The organism is Paenibacillus diazotrophicus, from assembly GCF_042610465.1.
This window is the reverse complement of the sequence record NZ_JBGJZN010000001.1, coordinates 2,083,050-2,100,916: the sequence shown is the minus strand read 5'-3', so window position 1 is coordinate 2,100,916 and position 17,867 is coordinate 2,083,050. Positions and strand designations below refer to the sequence as shown.

At 50.7% G+C, this 17,867-nt stretch carries 21 protein-coding genes; 13 read left to right on the top strand and 8 right to left on the bottom strand.

Features of this window, described 5'->3' with window-relative positions; all coding sequences use genetic code 11:
- Nucleotides 1-24: 24 nt before the first annotated feature.
- From ACAN54_RS09595 to ACAN54_RS09580, 4 genes are read left to right on the top strand one after another with little or no spacing between them, the layout of a single operon-like run.
- On the top strand, nucleotides 25-513 hold the full coding sequence (locus ACAN54_RS09595; protein ID WP_379153382.1) for a chemotaxis protein CheW: 489 nt from the start codon (nucleotides 25-27) through the stop codon (nucleotides 511-513).
- A 26-nt stretch (nucleotides 514-539) separates the two neighbouring features.
- Nucleotides 540-2,276, top strand: coding sequence for a methyl-accepting chemotaxis protein (locus tag ACAN54_RS09590; RefSeq protein WP_379153380.1), 1,737 nt, complete (start codon nucleotides 540-542; stop codon nucleotides 2,274-2,276).
- A 5-nt stretch (nucleotides 2,277-2,281) separates the two neighbouring features.
- Nucleotides 2,282-3,085: a CheR family methyltransferase gene (locus tag ACAN54_RS09585; protein WP_379153378.1), complete on the top strand. Its 804-nt coding sequence runs from the start codon at nucleotides 2,282-2,284 to the stop codon at nucleotides 3,083-3,085.
- Nucleotides 3,086-3,115: 30 nt separating this feature from the next.
- On the top strand, nucleotides 3,116-4,165 hold the full coding sequence (locus ACAN54_RS09580; protein WP_379153376.1) for a protein-glutamate methylesterase/protein-glutamine glutaminase: 1,050 nt from the start codon (nucleotides 3,116-3,118) through the stop codon (nucleotides 4,163-4,165).
- 112 nt (nucleotides 4,166-4,277) lie between these two features.
- On the opposite strand, the gene ACAN54_RS09575 is transcribed toward ACAN54_RS09580, so the two are convergent.
- Nucleotides 4,278-4,871 carry a YitT family protein gene (locus ACAN54_RS09575; RefSeq protein WP_379153374.1) on the bottom strand — a complete coding sequence of 198 codons (594 nt, stop codon included), beginning with the start codon at nucleotides 4,869-4,871 and terminating at the stop codon, nucleotides 4,278-4,280.
- A 118-nt stretch (nucleotides 4,872-4,989) separates the two neighbouring features.
- Nucleotides 4,990-5,508, bottom strand: a complete 519-nt coding sequence (locus ACAN54_RS09570; RefSeq protein ID WP_379153372.1) for a DUF3231 family protein — start codon at nucleotides 5,506-5,508, stop codon at nucleotides 4,990-4,992.
- A gap of 130 nt (nucleotides 5,509-5,638) precedes the next feature.
- Here ACAN54_RS09570 and ACAN54_RS09565 point away from each other — a divergent pair, with 130 nt between their 5' ends.
- Nucleotides 5,639-5,851: a hypothetical protein gene (locus tag ACAN54_RS09565; protein WP_379153370.1), complete on the top strand. Its 213-nt coding sequence runs from the start codon at nucleotides 5,639-5,641 to the stop codon at nucleotides 5,849-5,851.
- Between the two features lie 30 nt (nucleotides 5,852-5,881).
- Here ACAN54_RS09565 and ACAN54_RS09560 read toward each other — a convergent pair whose 3' ends face one another.
- Nucleotides 5,882-6,754 (bottom strand): helix-turn-helix transcriptional regulator, encoded by an 873-nt coding sequence (locus tag ACAN54_RS09560; protein WP_379153368.1) that lies wholly within the window; start codon nucleotides 6,752-6,754, stop codon nucleotides 5,882-5,884.
- Between the two features lie 160 nt (nucleotides 6,755-6,914).
- Here ACAN54_RS09560 and ACAN54_RS09555 point away from each other — a divergent pair, with 160 nt between their 5' ends.
- From ACAN54_RS09555 to ACAN54_RS09530, 6 genes are all read left to right on the top strand, one after another.
- Nucleotides 6,915-8,882: a glycoside hydrolase family 127 protein gene (locus ACAN54_RS09555; protein ID WP_379153366.1), complete on the top strand. Its 1,968-nt coding sequence runs from the start codon at nucleotides 6,915-6,917 to the stop codon at nucleotides 8,880-8,882.
- A gap of 250 nt (nucleotides 8,883-9,132) precedes the next feature.
- A complete protein-coding gene (locus ACAN54_RS09550) occupies nucleotides 9,133-9,438 on the top strand; it encodes a PadR family transcriptional regulator (RefSeq protein ID WP_379154196.1) in 306 nt (101 codons plus the stop codon).
- Nucleotides 9,438-9,785: a DUF1048 domain-containing protein gene (locus ACAN54_RS09545; protein ID WP_379153364.1), complete on the top strand. Its 348-nt coding sequence runs from the start codon at nucleotides 9,438-9,440 to the stop codon at nucleotides 9,783-9,785. The genes ACAN54_RS09550 and ACAN54_RS09545 overlap by 1 nt, the downstream gene beginning before the upstream one ends.
- A gap of 12 nt (nucleotides 9,786-9,797) precedes the next feature.
- Entirely contained in the window at nucleotides 9,798-10,115 is a 318-nt protein-coding gene (locus tag ACAN54_RS09540; RefSeq protein ID WP_379153362.1) for a DUF1048 domain-containing protein, read from the top strand.
- A gap of 15 nt (nucleotides 10,116-10,130) precedes the next feature.
- Nucleotides 10,131-10,889 carry an ABC transporter ATP-binding protein gene (locus ACAN54_RS09535; RefSeq protein ID WP_379153360.1) on the top strand — a complete coding sequence of 253 codons (759 nt, stop codon included), beginning with the start codon at nucleotides 10,131-10,133 and terminating at the stop codon, nucleotides 10,887-10,889.
- Between the two features lie 2 nt (nucleotides 10,890-10,891).
- Complete coding sequence (locus ACAN54_RS09530; RefSeq protein WP_379153358.1) at nucleotides 10,892-11,653, top strand: ABC transporter permease; 762 nt, start codon at nucleotides 10,892-10,894, stop codon at nucleotides 11,651-11,653.
- Between the two features lie 129 nt (nucleotides 11,654-11,782).
- Here ACAN54_RS09530 and ACAN54_RS09525 read toward each other — a convergent pair whose 3' ends face one another.
- From ACAN54_RS09525 to ACAN54_RS09510, 4 genes are all read right to left on the bottom strand, one after another.
- Entirely contained in the window at nucleotides 11,783-14,218 is a 2,436-nt protein-coding gene (locus ACAN54_RS09525) for a glycoside hydrolase family 94 protein (RefSeq protein WP_379153356.1), read from the bottom strand.
- A gap of 106 nt (nucleotides 14,219-14,324) precedes the next feature.
- Nucleotides 14,325-15,380: a LacI family DNA-binding transcriptional regulator gene (locus ACAN54_RS09520; RefSeq protein ID WP_379153354.1), complete on the bottom strand. Its 1,056-nt coding sequence runs from the start codon at nucleotides 15,378-15,380 to the stop codon at nucleotides 14,325-14,327.
- Nucleotides 15,381-15,612: 232 nt separating this feature from the next.
- Nucleotides 15,613-15,807 (bottom strand): hypothetical protein, encoded by a 195-nt coding sequence (locus ACAN54_RS09515; RefSeq protein ID WP_379153352.1) that lies wholly within the window; start codon nucleotides 15,805-15,807, stop codon nucleotides 15,613-15,615.
- 140 nt (nucleotides 15,808-15,947) lie between these two features.
- Complete coding sequence (locus ACAN54_RS09510; protein WP_379153350.1) at nucleotides 15,948-16,133, bottom strand: hypothetical protein; 186 nt, start codon at nucleotides 16,131-16,133, stop codon at nucleotides 15,948-15,950.
- 210 nt (nucleotides 16,134-16,343) lie between these two features.
- Between ACAN54_RS09510 and ACAN54_RS09505 the strand changes: the two genes are divergently transcribed.
- Together ACAN54_RS09505 and ACAN54_RS09500 are read left to right on the top strand one after the other, a co-directional pair.
- On the top strand, nucleotides 16,344-16,457 hold the full coding sequence (locus ACAN54_RS09505) for a YjcZ family sporulation protein (protein WP_379153348.1): 114 nt from the start codon (nucleotides 16,344-16,346) through the stop codon (nucleotides 16,455-16,457).
- Nucleotides 16,458-16,816: 359 nt separating this feature from the next.
- Nucleotides 16,817-17,488, top strand: a complete 672-nt coding sequence (locus ACAN54_RS09500; protein ID WP_379153346.1) for a stalk domain-containing protein — start codon at nucleotides 16,817-16,819, stop codon at nucleotides 17,486-17,488.
- Here ACAN54_RS09500 and ACAN54_RS09495 read toward each other — a convergent pair.
- Nucleotides 17,469-17,771, bottom strand: coding sequence for an MATE family efflux transporter (locus tag ACAN54_RS09495; protein ID WP_379153344.1), 303 nt, complete (start codon nucleotides 17,769-17,771; stop codon nucleotides 17,469-17,471). The two genes, ACAN54_RS09500 and ACAN54_RS09495, sit on opposite strands and share 20 nt — an antisense overlap.
- Nucleotides 17,772-17,867 lie beyond the last annotated feature (96 nt).

Sequence of the window (17,867 nt, the reverse complement as noted above, 5' to 3'; positions counted from 1 at the left end):
TAAATCAGCTTAGGAGGTGTTCCTGTGTCTGGACACAATGCATACGAAGAGGCGCTGGAGGAGGATACCCTGCGGGACAAATATTTGATTTTTTCGCTCGGCAGCCAATTTTACGGGATTGAGATTCAGTATGTGACCGAAATCATCGGGATTCATCCGATTGCCGCCATTCCGGATCTGCCGGAATATATCAAAGGTATTATCAATTTGCGCGGCAAGATCATTCCTGTGATGGATGTAAGAATGCGCTTTCGTATGGAGCCGCAAACGTATAATGACCGTACCTGCATCATTGTCATCGACATTATGAACGAGGTATTGGGGTTGATCGTGGAGAGTGTATCGGAGGTGCTGCCTATCCTGCCGGAGGAGATTGTACCGGCACCGGATTCACCGGGGGGCGGAGGATTTGTAACACGTATAGGGAAAACCGGACATGGAGTGAAATTGCTGGTGGATTGCGCCAGGCTGCTCCGGGACGCTGAAGTAGAACTGCCGGGAATTGCACTCTAGACGAGAAGAATAAGGAGAAGATAACGATGAAATGGTTCAACAACATGAAATTAAGCACCAAGCTGATCTCTTCGTTTATTATTGTTGCAATTATGGCTGGTATCGTAGGCGTTGTGGGAGTAGTGAACCTGAAACGGATCGACCGTAATTATACGGATTTGTATGTGAATTACGGGATAGGTGTGGGGGATATAGGAAAGTCGGGCATTGAATTTCACAAGATCCGCGCGCTTACCCGCGATGTGCTGATTAACCATAGTTCTCAGAACAAAGCAGAGATTATTCAGAAAATCAAAACGCTGGATACACAGCTTACGGCCAGCCTTGATGAATTTGGCGTAAGTATCCAGTCGCAGGAAACCCGTAATATTTTTAACAATCTAAAAACTGTCATTAACGAGTATGATGCTGTACGAGACAAGGCCATTGAAATCTCGGAAACCTCTGGCCGGGAAGAAGCACTCACTTACTTTTATAAGGAGAGTTCTTCCATTGTCGCCCAGGCCAATGAACATATCGACGATCTGTTCGCCAGTAAAGAGACCAACGGCAAGATCAAATCGGAAGTGTACTCCAAGGGAGCCGCACGTACCATCCTGGTGTTAATGATCGTTGTAGCCGGGGCTATGGTGTTGGCGGTGCTCCTGGGTATTGTCCTGTCCCGTATGATCAGCAAGCCTGTAGTCAATCTGGTGTATGCTGCGGATCGGATTGCAGATGGTGATCTGAATGTGGAGATACAGGGCGAAGCGTCTGACGAAATTGGCAAGCTGTCCCAATCTTTCCGGCGTATGTCCTGCACTCTTAATGAGGTGATGGGCAGTATTCAAGGGGCGGCCGAGCAGGTGGCTTCGGGTTCAAAGCAAATGTCGGAGTCTAGCATGGCGCTTTCGCAAGGTGCAACAGAGCAGGCTAGCTCCATTGAAGAATTGACTGCGTCGATCGAGGAAATCGCGGCACAGACTTCACGGAACGCCCATAGTGCGGAGCAGGCAAACAAGCTGGCCCAAGGGGCTATGAACAATGCCGTAGAGGGTAATACGCAAATGCAGGATATGCTGGTGGCGATGGAGCAGATCAATGATGCCTCGGACAGTATCTCCAAAATTATTAAAGTCATTGATGAAATTGCTTTTCAGACGAATATTCTTGCACTGAACGCTGCGGTTGAGGCGGCCCGGGCAGGCCAGCATGGCAAGGGTTTTGCGGTGGTAGCCGAGGAAGTGCGCAATCTGGCAGCACGTTCAGCAGGGGCAGCCAAAGAAACTACGGCTATGATCGAGAGCTCTATGAAAAAGGTGGAGGGCGGCACCAAAATCGCTGCTGCGACGGCTTCCGCCTTGGAGCAGATTGTCGGCGATGTCTCCAAGGTTGCGGAGATTATCTCGGAGATTACAGCGGCATCCACAGAACAGGCTGCAGGCATCAGCCAGATTAATCAGGGAGTAATGCAGCTCTCGCAGGTGGTTCAGACGAACTCTGCCACTTCAGAGGAGACTGCGGCAGCCAGTGAAGAGCTGGCCGGACAGGCGGAACTGATGCGGGAGCAAGTATCAAGGTTCAAGCTGAAGCAGCAACCGCAGAATGCTTTTACGGGAATGGAGGATTTGAACCCTGAAGTTCTGCGGATGCTGGAGCAGATGTCGCGAAACAAGTTGGGCGGCCAGAAAGCGTCAGCGTCTTCATGGGTGAAAGAAAGTACGCCTGCAGCTCCCGTTACGATTGCCCTCAGTGATAACGAGTTCGGCAAATACAGCCTATGATTCCTATGACAGACCGGGAATTCACCGAGCTCGCGGACTTTATTAAAGCCCGTGCCGGCATTCATCTCAAAGCGGAGAAACGGGCGATGATGTCGGGCAGACTTCAACAAATGGTGCAGGCTAAGGGGATGGCCAGCTTCGGCGAATATTACAGCTTTCTGCGAACAGGGGGAAGCGCCACCGAGCTTGCGCTGCTTGTGGACAAAATCAGTACAAACCATACTTTTTTTATGCGGGAGAGCGAACATTTTTCTTATTTCCAGCATCATGTCCTTCCAGAGGTGATGAAGCGGAAGAACGAAAGGGATCTGCGGGTATGGAGTGCAGGCTGCTCCAGCGGAGAAGAGCCGTATACGCTATCTATGATCATCGATGAAGCATTCGGGGGAGGCAAATTCGGCTGGGATACGCAACTGCTCGCCACAGATATTTGCAGTGCCGTGCTGGAAAAGGCGCGCAGAGGGACTTATGGGGCATCAGCCATGAAGGAGCTTCCCGGGAACTGGAGAAAAAAGTACTTTGAACCTTCGGCAGAAGGCACGTACTCTGTGAAGCCGTATCTCCGGAGTCAGGTACTGTTCCGCAGATTTAATCTTATGGAGGAGCGTTTTCCGTTCACCAGGCGGTTTCATGCCATTTTTTGCCGCAACGTGATGATTTATTTCGATCATGCTACCCGCTATAAGCTGGTACGCAAATTCTATGAATGGACCGAACCCGGCGGCTATCTCTTTATTGGCCATTCGGAGTCACTTGACCGCGGGCTTACGGATTACCGTTATATCATGCCTGCTGTCTACCGCAAATAACAGCCCGGCTGCAGGGAAGGAAAGATTCTTATGAAGAATACCCGAAGCATACGGGTACTGGTGGTGGATGATTCTGTATTGTTCCGTGAAGTGATATCCCGGGGGATTTCTACCGATCCGCGCATCGAAGTGGCGGCGAAGGCGGGAGACCCGTTTGAAGCAAGAGACGAGCTCTTGCGTGTACGGCCGGATGTGATGATCTGCGATGTACAGATGCCGAAGATGAACGGTATTGAATTCATCCGCCGCCTTCTGCCGCAATATGTGATTCCGGTTATCGTCGTAAGCGGTGTGACGGAAGCTGTGTTTGAGGCCTTAAGCGCCGGAGCAGTTGACTTTGAAGCGAAGCCGGATATGAATTCACCGGGCAGTGTGCAGCATTTCCTGGAACAATTGATCATCAAGATCAAGAATGCTGCCCAAGCGAAAATTCTGGCTCCGGCGCAGCCTGCTCTGCCTGGAGGACCAGGATATTGGTCCCGTACGGGAACCACCGGCACGGGTCATGCCCTTAAGGAGCAACTGATTGTTATCGGAGCTTCTACCGGCGGGACTGAGGCGATTGCCAGCGTGCTTAATGTGCTGCCGCCGGATATGCCGGGAATCGTAGTCGTACAGCATATCCCGCCTGTATTCTCGCGTATGTTCTCCGACCGTTTGAATCTCAGTTCAGCGCTCACGGTCAAAGAGGCCGAGGATGGTGATCTCGTTGCACCCGGTAAGGTACTGGTGGCTCCAGGAGATAAGCAGGTAGGCCTGCGGCGGATTGGGGGGCAGTATCGGCTGGATTGTGCGGCTGGAGCGAAAGTGAATGGTCATTGCCCATCCGTCGATGTGCTCTTTGAATCGGCGGCAAAAGCGGCTGGCGCACAGACTATCGGCGTACTGCTGACCGGGATGGGTTATGACGGGGCGAAGGGGCTCCTCGCCCTGCGCCGCAAAGGTGCACGTACGATCGGGCAGGATGAAGCCTCGTCTGTAGTCTACGGCATGCCAAAGGCGGCTTATGAGATGGGTGCTGTAGAGAAGCAGGCAGCCCTCTCTGCAATCCCCCGGCTGCTGCTGTCTATGCTGCAATAGAGTTTTTACTTGTAATGCCCGCCAACCCGCCGGTCTGATATTCAATCTGCCCGACGGGTTGGCGGATTTTTTTGACTTTGGCGCAGGACCTTTGGCAGTATATTTATTTCCATTATCCTTCTTCAAGAGTACATAGACCGGTTGCCACTCCGCCGGAGAGAATGGTCAGAATGGAATGAAAAAAGGTCTCCTTGGAGATCAGCAGGCCGCCAGCGCCAATGATCAGCACATCCGTCAGAAAAATAATGATGCCTACATTAATCGGTATGTAGCGCTGAATGAATTTGGCCAGCAGATCCGTACCGCCTGTGCTTGCTTGGAACCGCAGCATAAGCCCGAGACCGCTGCCCATCAGGAAGCCGCCGATAATCGCACTGGAGATCGAACCAAGCTCTATATAATAGAGAAAGTAGTATTGAAGCGGTCCCAGAAGCTCGATCAGGAAGGAGGACACCATGAGCCCGAGCACACTGCTGTAAAAAATATCCCGCTCTTTAAGCCAGGCAAGCCAAAAGACCGGGAGACTGCATAAGATGATGGCAAGTCCGATTTTTGTACCGGAAATATAATTAATAATTAGGGCGATGCCGATAATTCCCCCATCAAGTATTTTGTAGGGAACGAGAAAAAAGTTCGTGCCTGCGGCAATCAGCAAGCTGGATAACAGGATAATGATGATTTTGGGCAAATATCGCATACTCAACATCTCCAGATCTTAAGGCATGTCTTTAGAGAGAACATGTCTTAATGAATATGCGCATCAATGGTAAAAAATAGCTAAAAAGCAAAAAATCCTGCTTGCGCAGGATCACTAGGTGTTAATCTTAGGCATGAACCGGTTCCCGCTTCTTCAGTTCCAGCGGAGGGGGGACGAGCCAGCCTTTTTCCTTATTGAGCTTCAGTAGAGCGAGACCTAGTGCAGCCATTTGTGCATGAATCTTCATGAACATCATACCGATATCTTCCCGGATGGACATGCCCATGATTTGGCTGCATACGACGAGACTGAGTGAGACACCGCTTGAGAGGGCGGCAGCGATTTCCTGATCCGAGAACCGGGCTCCGGCCGGAATATCCTCCAGCTTGACAGAGGGGCGGTCCGGCAGAGACGGGGGAGGTGTAAACCCGTTCTCCTTCAGCAGCCTGTCGCAATCCTTGATTTCATGCTGAGCCTGATCCATAAGATCATCAATGATCTTTTTCAGATCGTGATCCCCGGCATGATAATGATAAGCCTGATAGGCAGACATGGCCATTTTGGCCGCAGCCGAGAACTCCCAGAGATTGAAAACTTCGCCGTAATGCAAAGGCTCGTCTTTAGGATTACCGTTAAGAACTCCCATGATTACATACCCCTCTACAATAAGATTAGGAACGTAATTTAGCATGTCCGGCGGCAGAGGTTTTATTCGGGTAGACGAAGCCTAATGACAAGCATACTTGAAATTTACCCACAGGGCAGGAGTGATACGAATGAGCTTTATCTATAAAGTGCTGGTGAGCGATATGGAACTGCTGGCAGCCGCTCTGTCGGAGATCAATGTAATGGTAGCCGTAAAAGGCGGTGCGGGAATTGTAGAGCCCGGGGGGCCGATCAGAGCCTATACCTCCCACTCCGTCCGGATCCGGGGATTGTCCTATAACCGGGAGCTGCATGAATTCCGGGTCAGCGGAGAGAGGAGCTAAGGCAGCCCCGGAATAAGCCGTGACACGGAGTTAGCGGGAATAGCGTTTGCGGAAGCGCAGCGGTGATATGCCAACCTTATGGGCGAAACGCCGTGAGAAATAGGCAGTACTCTCAAACCCTGTTCGTTCGGCAATGCCGGCGATGGGAATTTCCGTCTTAAGCAGCAGCAGTTTGGCTTGCTCCAGCCGGTAATCTGTTAAATATTCCATGGGAGTCAGGCCGTAGACCCGCTTCATGCAGCGGGCCAGATAGTTGTAGTGGAAATGCAGCGCGTCCGCCAGGCTGCTATTGGTCAGCGGTTCTGTATAGTGATTGCGCAGATAGGTTTCCGTCTGCTCTGCAATCTCTGCAGCAGGGCTCCCCTCAGCATGGTGTTGCGCGAGATCCAGCATCCGCAGGATATCCTCGAAGATCCGCTGCTGTTGCCATACCGCGCTGGAACGTCTCCCCTGGTTCAGCTGCAGCAGCCGCTCAGCCTGACCGCTCCGCGCTAAAGGACCAGGTAGCGGACCAAACTGCGGCACACGGATGGTATAGGGGTAGGTGAGAAACTGCTGGAAATGATGCTCCCGGCTGGCATATACCGGCTCGCCCTCGGCTTCCATCCATTCACCTACGGTGTGGAAATGCACCCATACAAAGGAGGTTGTCTCCTCACAGGGCTTAACCGAATAATGGTAGCGGTCGGGCAGCAGGAGAAGAGTATGTCCAGCCGGCACTGCCCACTGTTTGTGCTCCTCCCCAATGAACAGACATCCCTGTTCAACAATCAGCAGATCGAATTTTCCCATGCGGCTTCGGCTGGGATGCTGATCTCCCGGCTGATACAAAGTACGGTCGCCTTCCAGAAAATACGGGAACGGCGGTGCCGCCAGATGGATATAAGATGGATTAAAGATCATATTCTGCTCCTTATTAATAGGTTATCTGCGCTAACGCACTGATATAATCCGAGTGTGAAATAGTACAAAAACAGGGTTGCTTCTGATCCTGTTTTTTATTTATTTTACCGTCTATAATGGCAATTAGCGAGAAGGAAATAAACACAGAGGAGTAGTGGAAATGAACAAAATATCCGTAATTCATCAAGCAGCAGACAAACTGTCCGTAACCATTCAGGATGAATTCTGGGGGCGCTATATCCGTCTGGTACAGGATGTGGTCATTCCCTATCAATATGAAGCGCTGCATGACCGTGTGCCGGATGCGGAGCCGAGCCATGCGATTGCCAATTTTGAAATTGCCGCCGGGAGAAAAGAAGGCCAGTACCACGGCTGGGTGTTCCAGGACAGCGATGTCGCCAAGTGGCTGGAGGCGGTAGGTTACTCGCTTAGTCTGAAACGTGACCCGGAACTGGAGTCCCGGGCTGACGCGGTCATTGACCTGATTGCTGAAGCGCAGCAGCCGGATGGTTACCTGAACACCTATTTTACCATTAAGGAGCCCGGCAAACGCTGGACCAACCTGCAGGATTGTCATGAGCTGTACTGTGCAGGACATTTCATTGAAGCTGCGGTTGCTTATTATGAAGCGACGGGTAAAGACAAGCTGCTGCATATCATGCGCCGGATGGCCGATTATATTGATTCCGTATTTGGACCGGAGGAGGGCAAGCTGAAGGGGTATGACGGACATCAGGAAATCGAGCTTGCACTGGTGAAGCTGTACCGGTTGACAGGTGAGGAGAAGTACCTGAAGCTTAGCAGCTTTTTTATCGATCAGAGAGGGCAAGAGCCGAATTTCCTGCGGCAGGAATGGGAAGGCCGTGGCCGGGTTACACATTGGAGCGGAACGCAGACAGACAGTATAGATCTGGCCTATAATCAAGCCCATCTCCCGGTGAGGGAGCAAAGTGAGGCAGTGGGGCATTCGGTCCGGGCGGTCTATATGTATACGGCGATGGCAGATCTTGCGGCGATTACCGGGGATGAAGCCTTACACAATGCCTGTGTAAGATTATGGGATAACATGACAGGCAAGCAAATGTATATTACCGGAGGTATTGGTTCCACGCACAGGGGGGAGGCCTTTACTTTCAATTACGACCTGCCTAATGACACGGTCTATGCGGAGACCTGCGCTTCGATCGGCCTGATCTTTTTTGCCCGGCGGATGCTGGAACTGGAGCCGGATGCCCGTTATGCGGATGTGATGGAGCGGGCGCTCTATAATAACGTTCTTGGCTCTATGGCACAGGACGGCAAACATTATTTCTATGTGAATCCGCTGGAGGTATGGCCTCAGGCCTGCACCTGCAACCCGGATAAGCACCATGTGAAATCCGAGCGCCAGGGCTGGTTCGGCTGCGCCTGTTGCCCTCCGAATGTGGCACGGCTACTGACCTCGCTGAATCAGTATATCTATACGGTTCATGGCGATACGCTGTATACCAACCTGTACATTGGCAGTGAATTAAAGACCACACTGGGCGGGACAGAAGTAGTGGTCAGTCAGCAGAGCAGCTACCCGTGGGAAGGGACAGTTACGCTGAAGGTAAATCCGGATCAGTCGGGAGAGTTCGGCATCGCCCTGCGTATACCTTCCTGGAGCAGCGATGTGGAAATCCGGGTCGGCGGTGAGAAACTGAGTCTGGACGAGAATGAAACCCAGGGGTACTGCGTGATCCGCAGAGTCTGGAACGCCGGGGATATCATCGAGCTGAAGCTGCCTATGGAAGCACACCGGGTCTATGCCCATCCTGAGCTGCGGGCCGATGCAGGGAAGACAGCCATCCAGCGGGGCCCGCTGGTCTATTGCCTGGAAGAGTCCGATAATGGAGCGCCTCTGAGCTCGATAGCGATAGATGAATCGGCATCGTTCACGGAGCACTTTGAAGATTCACTGTTGGGCGGTGCAGTAGTGGTAAAAGGTCAAGGCAGCCGGATAGAACAGGCAGGCTGGAGCGGAGGCTTATATAGCAAAGCTAAGGCACCAATGACACCCTCCGAGATCACAGCCATTCCCTATTATCTGTGGGGCAACCGCGGCAGCGGCGAGATGAAGGTATGGATCCCGGAGAGCAAGGCGTAAGCTGCAGCGGCATTTCCTGAACCGTGTGTAAGCGTACTATTCTTATGTAATCTCAACCACCCGGTTGTACCGCTGAGCAGCGGACGAACGGGTGGTTTTTGTGCTTGGCGATATGCTACAGGGGCCAAAGTCAGTGAAAATGATATTGACAAAGCGACTACTACGTGTTACTTTATAGCAGTAGTAAGTAATACTGCATACCAGTCATACAGAATAGTGAGGAGCGATTGTGCTGGATAACATAACAGAAATGCTCAAAGGCGTGCTTGAGGGCTGTGTACTTGAAATTATAGGCCGCAAAGAAACCTACGGATACGAAATTACGCGGCAGCTGAACGCCCTCGGCTTCACAGATGTTGTTGAAGGGACGGTGTACACGATCCTGATCCGGCTTGAAAAAAATAAGCTGGTGGAGATCACCAAGAAACCCTCCGACATGGGACCGCCGCGAAAGTTTTTCGCGATTAACGATGCAGGGCGTGAGGAGCTGCAGAAGTTCTGGGAAAAGTGGGAGTTCGTATCCTCAAAAATCAACGAGTTAAAGGAGAGGAAATAATGAATTTTTGGGAAAAAATCACCGGCAGCGACATGACTAAGGAAATGAAAGCTTTTGAATCTCGAGCCAAGAAGCTGCCTGCGGATTATCAAGTGGCATGGACAGAAATTAACGGCAATCTTTGGCCACACTCCGATTTCACCGGACGCAATCTTATGCCCATTCTTGATGGTGTGCTTGGCCTGCTTGAGGAGACGGCGGCGGATGGTCAGAGTGTCCAAGAGGTATTAGGTGACGATATCAAAGGATTCTGTTCAGCACTGGCCGGCGAAGAAGGGGCAAAGTCTTATCGCGACAGATGGCGTCAGCAGCTCAACAATAATATCGCTAAAAAATTAGGTAAATAGGAGGAGGATAAAATGAATATACGAGATATTATCGAAGGCAAAAAAGAGTGGCGCGCGCACGTGGCGCGTGTCCAGGCGCTCCCGCAGGATTATCAGATTGTTTATAAAGAGATTCAAAAATATCTCTTCAAGGTCGGCCCTGTCGAGCTTACCGAGGGGACGGGGTTACTCTCGGGGATTGTCGATCTTTTTGAAGAGGGAGCGGCTAGGGGGAAAGGTGTGCTGGAAGTGACGGGCAGTGACGTAGCAGCTTTCTCCGATGACTTAATCAAAGATTCAAAAACTTACGCGGACATCTACCAAGAATCTCTTGACCATAAAAAAAAGTAACGGGAGGGAAGCGGGATGGAGAGAGCAATTGAAGTGAAGGGTCTGCGGAAATCTTATAAGAACACTGAAGTCCTAAAAGGCGTCGATTTTGAAGTGAAGCGGGGTGAGATTTTTGCCCTGCTGGGCTCTAACGGCGCGGGCAAGACGACAATTGTTAGAATTCTCACTACGCTGCTCAAACAGGATAGCGGAACTGCCGCCGTAAACGGATTTGACATTGCGGCACAGCCCGACCATGTGCGGCAATCACTCAGTCTGACCGGGCAATTTGCCGCCGTGGACGAGATTTTGACCGGTCTGGAAAATCTGGTTATGATTGCGAAGCTGCGGCATCTTGAGCATCCGCGTCAAATTGCGGACGATCTGCTGGAACGCTTCGGCTTAACGGATGCTGCCAACCGTAAGGCGTCCACCTATTCAGGCGGTATGCGCCGCAGGCTCGACATTGCTATGAGCCTGATCGGAAAACCGCAGCTCATTTTCCTCGACGAGCCGACCACAGGGCTTGATCCCGAGGCACGCATGGAGGCCTGGAAGATTGTCAAGGAGCTCTCGAACGGTGGTACGACGGTATTCCTGACGACTCAGTATCTGGATGAGGCTGAACAGCTTGCGGATCGGATTGCCATTTTGCATGAGGGCAGGATTATTGCGGGTGGCACGCTTGAAGAACTGAAGAAGCTATTCCCGCCCGCAAAGGTGGAGTATGTGGAAAAACAACCTTCATTGGAGGAGATCTTCCTCGCAATCATCGGTAAAAAGGAGGATAAGTAACCATGAATAATTATTTTTTCAGCGACATGAGCGTTATGCTTGGGCGTTCCATGCGTCACATTTTCCGCAGCATGGACACCATCATCACGGTCTGCATTACTCCGATTGCGATGATGCTGTTGTTTGTCTATGTATTTGGCGGGGCCATCCGCACCGGTACGGATAACTATGTGAACTACCTGTTGCCCGGCATCCTGCTGATTGCGATTGCGAGCGGTATATCCTATACGGCTTACCGCCTGTTTATGGATAAGCAACGGGGCATCATTGAGCGGTTCCACTCCATGCCAATTGCGCGTTCCGCCGTGCTATGGGGGCATGTGCTGACCTCGCTGGTATCCAACGTCATTTCGCTTATCGTCATCATTCTTGTAGCGCTCATGATGGGCTTTCGCTCGTCGGCAGGGATCCTTCCATGGCTCGCTGTAACCGGTATACTCGTGCTGTTTACGCTGGCTTTGACCTGGGTCGCGGCGATTGCCGGATTGTCCGGAAAAACAGTGGAAGGGGCAAGCGCATTTTCCTATCCGCTTATCTTCCTCCCGTTTATCAGCTCGGCCTTTGTGCCGACCGATTCGATGCCGAAGGGAGTTCGCGCTTTTGCCGACAACCAGCCGGTAACTTCAATCGTGGAATCCATACGTGCGCTGCTTTCAGGTCAGCCTGTGGGTAATGAGATATGGATCGCGCTTTCGTGGTGTGTCGGAATTACGATCATAGCCTATATCTTTGCGATGCGCGCATTCAAACGGAAAGCCGCTTAAGCTTCACCAGTATTGCGCGCTATGAAGCCATAATCCGCAATAAACAACGGGCCCCCTCCTTTTACAAGGAGAAGGCCCGTGCTTTACTTTATTAAAGGATACGATGTATCCGTGCAGCAGAAAACCGGATTAGCCCAGCTCTACAACAACGTGATGCACAGCGCCGTCGCCGACAGGGGCGATGATGTTGCCTTCAACAGCAGCGCCGTCGAGGGTGAGGCTTGCTACGCCTTTGGAGACATGGTTCGGATTCTTGATCTGAATCACATAAGTATCTCCACGGAAGACACGGGTGATTTCGAAGCCATCCCATTCAGCAGGGATACAAGGATCTACTTTCAGACCGGCGAAATCAGCCTGAATACCCAGGATGGACTGTGTGATGGCTACATAGTTCCATGCAGCAGTACCCGTCAGCCAAGAGTTCTTCGCTTCCCCGTGACGTACAGCATCTTTACCAGCGATCATCTGCGAGTACACATAAGGTTCCATACGGTGAACTTCGCTGATGTCTTCCAGATAAGCCGGAGCGATTTTCTTATAGATATCAAAAGCTCTGTCGCCATGGCCCAGCACGGTTTCAGCAATCATGATCCAAGGGTTGTTGTGGCAGAAAATACCGGCATTTTCCTTGTAGCCCGGAGGGTACGTAGAAATTTCACCCAGGTTCAAGTAGTACTTGGAGTACGGAGGCTGCTGCAATACGATACCGTAGTCCGTATCCAGACGTTCCTGTACGGAAGTCAGCGCACGGGCGGCTTCGCCGTTCTCCACGCCGATACCCGCCATTACGCACATGCCTTGCGGCTCGATGAAGATTTGGCCTTCTTCGTTCTCTTTGCTGCCGATTTTGTCGCCGTAGTGGTCATAAGCGCGCAGGAACCAGTCGCCGTCAAAGCCGTGGGAGAGAGTGATGGCACTCATGTTCTCAATCTTTGCAACCGCATCTGCAGCTACATCATCCAGTCCGCGCATGCGGCAAATTTCAGCATAGTCCGGTCCAACGAAGACGAACAGGCCTGCGATGAACACGGATTCCGCTACGCCGCCAGCGATATTCTCAGTCGTCTGGAACGATTCGCCCGGCTCGGTGGAGAAGCAGTTCAGATTCAGACAGTCATTCCAGTCCGCGCGGCCGATCAGCGGCAAGCCGTGTGGTCCGAGGTTGTTCGTTACATGCTCGAAGGACAGCTTCAAGTGTTCGAACAGGGTAGCTGTGTGGTCAGGGTTGCTGTCAAAAGGAACCTGCTCATCAAGGATCGAATAGTCGCCGGTTTCCTTAATGTAAGCAGCCGTTCCCGAGATCAGCCATAGCGGATCATCATTGAAGCCGGAGCCGACTTCGTTGTTGCCCTTTTTGGTGAGCGGTTGGTACTGGTGATACGCGCTGCCGTCAGGGAATTGAGTTGCCGCGATATCAAGAATACGCTCTCTGGCGCGTTCTGGAATCTGGTGAACGAAGCCGAGCAAGTCCTGGTTGGAGTCGCGGAAGCCCATACCGCGGCCAATGCCGGATTCGAAATAGGAAGCGGAACGGGACATGTTGAAGGTAACCATACATTGGTACGGATTCCAGATGTTAACCATGCGGTTCAGCTTGTCGTCACTGCTCTGAATCTGATATTTGGACAGCAGGTTATCCCAGTGTGCAGCCAGAACAGCCAGGGCGGCATCCACTTGAGCATCTGTAGCAAATTGCTCAATTACAGCCTGAGCCGGTTTCTTGTTGATGACGTTCAGGGATTCCCATTTCTCATCTTCAGGGTTCTCGATATAACCGAGTACAAAGATGAAGCTTTGTTCTTCGCCTGGTTCCAGCGTGATGTTCAGGGCATGGGAGCCGATTGGCGACCAGCCGCTGGCCACGGAGTTGGTGGCTTCACCGGCAGCGACTGCCTGCGGAGCGTCCAGACCGTTGTACATACCCACGAAGGATTCGCGGTCTGTATCGAAGCCGGCAATTTCTTTATTTACAGAGTAGAAAGCATAGTGATTTCTGCGCTCACGGTATTCGGTTTTGTGATAGATTACGGAATCCTTCACTTCAACTTCGCCGGTGCTGAGGTTGCGCTGGAAGTTGGTCATATCATCATTGGCATTCCACAGACAGAATTCGGCGAAAGAGAACAGCTTCACGGATTTCTTCGCGGAGCCAGTGTTCTTAACAACTAGACGATGCACTTCGGCATTGTGGCCCATCGGTACAAAAGCGAGCTGGTTCACGGAAATACCGTTACGTTCGCCTGTAATGGATGTGTAGCCCAGACCGTGGCGGCACTCATAGAAATCGAGGTCGCGTTTTACAGGCATCCAGCCCGGGGTCCAGAAATCACCGTCATCATACAGATAGTAGTAGCGTCCGCCTGTATCCAGCGGAATATTGTTATACCGGTAACGGGTAAGTCTTCTCATCCGCGCATCGCGGTAGAAGGTGTAACCGCCGGCAGTATTGGAGATCAGGCCGAAAAATTGCTCGTTGCCGAGGTAGTTAATCCATGGGTAAGGCGTTTTGGGAGTGTTGATTACATACTCTTTGCGAGTGTCGTCAAAAGTTCCGAATTTCATGAGAGAGTAGTCTCCTTTCAATTGTGAACGCGCGTTTACAAACTTGAGAAAAAATCCCCCGGGGGAAAGGGAGTTTCTCGAAAGATAAGGATTAGCAATGATTGCTTTACTTCTTCGGCGGCTGGCAGGAGTCTCTTTCGACCAGCCGCGCCGGGAAGCTGATGGTACTGAAGGTCGGCTGGCGGGAATCGCACAGCTCGATCACTTTCTCAACCGCAGCCTTGGACATTTCGTAAATCGGCAGACGGACGGAGGTCAGCTTAGGATGAATGCGTGAAGCCAGCTGCACATCATCGAATCCGGCGATGGAGATATCCTCCGGGACGGAAATGCCATGTTCAGAGAACGCTTCCATCGCTGAGATAGCCATGTCGTCATTGGAGGAGAAGAAGGCGGTCGGCAGAGATCCGCCGGAAGCAAGCAGCTTCTTGACCTCTTCATAGGCGGTTTCTTTGAGAAAATCACCCTTTAGGACAAATCTCTCATTCAGCGCCAATCCATGCTTCTTCAGCGTATCCTCGTAAGCCATGTAGCGTTCCCGTCCGGAGTAGGTGTTCATCCGTCCGCAGATCATGCCGATTTCTTCATGCCCCAGGTTGATCAGATACTCAATAGCTTCGACTGTACCCTCATAGTCCTTGGAATTCACGATAGCCAGATGGTTGCGGTCCAGATGCTCTGACATAATCTCGGAAATGTCGTAATCGATCAGCACGAGCGGGAATTCGAGGCTAACCATCTCCCGTACGATATCAATATCCTTCTGGGTGCCGACGATAATGCCGCCGTCAATCCGTTTCTGCAGGAAGGCCTGCTTCACCTTCAGGAAATCGTCCGGAGAATATACAGTGTGTATCAGCACATAACAGCCGCGGGCATTCGAGGTGTCGACAACGGCATCCACGAAAGGCGCGAAGTAATTGTTCTGATAGATCCGGGTCGTATTCTCTTTCTCATTCATGCTGATAGCGAAAAGTCCGATCGTGTCGGTCTTCTTGCCGGCCAGAGCCCGGGCGAAGCTGTTCGGCTCATACTGATGCTGCTCAATCACCTTCAGCACCTTGGCCCGGGTCTCCTCAGGGACGTTGGAATAGTTGTTGATCACGCGGGAAACCGTGCTTCGGGATACCCCGGCGAGCTTGGCTATATCTTCGCTGCGCATAGTGTCCCCCTTTTTGTAAACGCGCGTTTATGAACCCATTGTAAGATATATTTCTGCAGAAATCAATCACCATAGCCAAGAAATTTTCTTGCCAATCTTCTGCGATTTATTATCATTGCCGGTAATGCATACTATCATTTCACATTATGGGGGGGATGGATTAGGAGAAGAGTCAGTGCTGTCCTTTGTTCACCATGGGCCGGATGCCTGATCTGCTCCAGGAGGCAGTAGATTAGAATTTTTCGGGGTTTTCAATTGCTATGGAAGCCACTTCACCACATTGTTTGCAAAAGGTGAAAATCAATGGAGAGCCAAATGAAAAAGGTTTGCCGATGGGTCTTACGTTGGCATGACTGCTTTTCATGACTCCTTTCGTGAACTGGCTGCCTCCGCATGCGGGGCAGATCCTCTTTTCCTGCTGCACCATTACCGCCTCCGTTTAAATATTCTGAATAATGTAGCGGATGACAAAAAAGGCGATAATCAACAAAGAAGCCAGACCGAGCAAAAATGAGACGATTGTTTGATCTGAATGTTTGGATTTACTCATGAATTTCACCTCAGGGGTTACAGCCTTACGAAACGTTTTATGGTCCAGTAGGGGAGTTTAAGCCGCCCCTCATTCGTTATGATCTCCAACACATCGGAAGCCGGATCGATTTCACATTTTCCGGTATAGATTTCTCCGCTCACCAGAAGGACACGCTGACACATGCTGGCAACGAGGGCAAGCTGAATATCTTTTTTCTTCATTGATCTTTCACTTCCCTTACTTCTATCTCACAACTCTATGTACTAATTACTTAAACCACCTTGGCAATCCTTAACAGTTATTAAGGTTACATCTTTGTTATTATTTGAAATCACCAATCGCGGAAGCAAGTTCTTGCAGTTATGCCCAAGCACATGGGGGCGATTCGCATACTCTAAGCTGTACTCTACATTAAGGAGGAATTACACATTATGGGTGAAAATGTTGGCGGATACGGTGGCGGATATGGCGCATTTACCTCTACCAGTGCAATCCTGGTTTTGTTTATTTTGTTGGTAATCATCTCGAGAACTATTCTGCTGTAAGCATCTGCACTGCAACGACAGGTACCCTCCGTCAGCCTTAAGCTGGCGGATTTTTTGGTTGGCCTGATGAGGAGATCATCCCATAATAGCCTATTGTGGTAATTGTTCGTATACAGTACAAGGAATCACCTGCGTCTCTTGGTACCTATCAAACCACCGGTAGTGATTATTCCTATAACCAAAAAAGCCCAGTAAAAGACACCCATCACTATCTACCTCCAGATTGATCGTACCATATATTGGATTTTATTACAGCCGAGAAAAGGGGAGAGCCGGAAAATATTGCATACGATGGGAAGATTCATTATACTCCAATAGAGATATTAAAATTTGAAATAACGGAAAGGGGTTTTGATGAATTGAAAAAGAAGTTGACGGCCGCGCTGACTGTTTTTGCTGTGCTTGGAGGCATGGGGACGGGTGTATACGCCGGTGCTAACCTGCAAGAGATCAAAGCTTTCCTCAATCCCGGAATCAAATTTAAGGTCGATGGCCAGCCTGTCCAGCTTAAGAACAGCAGCGGTGCAGTCGTAGCTCCAATAAGTTATAAGAATACAACGTACTTACCTGTGAGAGCGGTGTCTGACCTGCTGGGGGTTACCGTTAATTTTGATGCTGCAGCCAACACCATATTGTTAGGCGAACAAACGGAGGGTGTATCTATTGCCGCCGGATTTGATTCATCCTATCATACGAAAGATCCGGACAAAACGGTGTATAAAGACAAAGATTATAAAGATGTCCATTTCGATAACGGCAATGGAACCCGTGGCTCTTCCTTTATGCTCTACCCTGATAAAAAATATCAAAAGCTGTACCTCCAGGTTGCAGCTATAGGCGATGATATTAAAGACTTCTCCATTATCGACAGTGATACCGACACGGTGCTTAAGAAACAGAACATTACGGCCCAGGAGGGACTCATAACGATAGAAGTGAACATTGCGGGAGTAAGTAAACTTTATGTAACCGGAGATGTGAAAGACGGCTCCTCCGTATTTATTCCATTGACTACTTCATACTACAAATAAATTTAGCTGTCATTATAAAATGAATGTTACACAACCTCTGTACCCTGCCAGAATTGGCAGGGTATTTGATAGGGGGGTTATTAAGCTCGGTCTTGGCCCGCATGCATATGTCTTCTGAATCTGATACATACACACCCACGACTCGAATCAGCCACATCCCGATTGTTGTACTATACATTGGGCTTTTGGTGTCTCCAGCACCCTGTAACGCCCCGGCATGTACAAGCCCGACAGCAAGGAATGGCTGGGCAAAAGCATCTATTCGAAGGGCTGTCGTGACCATGTGAATGATGTCGCATGATTAACCTTTCCGCTGCAGCAGGACCGGAAAGCTTTAACAACGGGATGGTAACCCCGCTTCCAGAGCCTTTCCAGATAG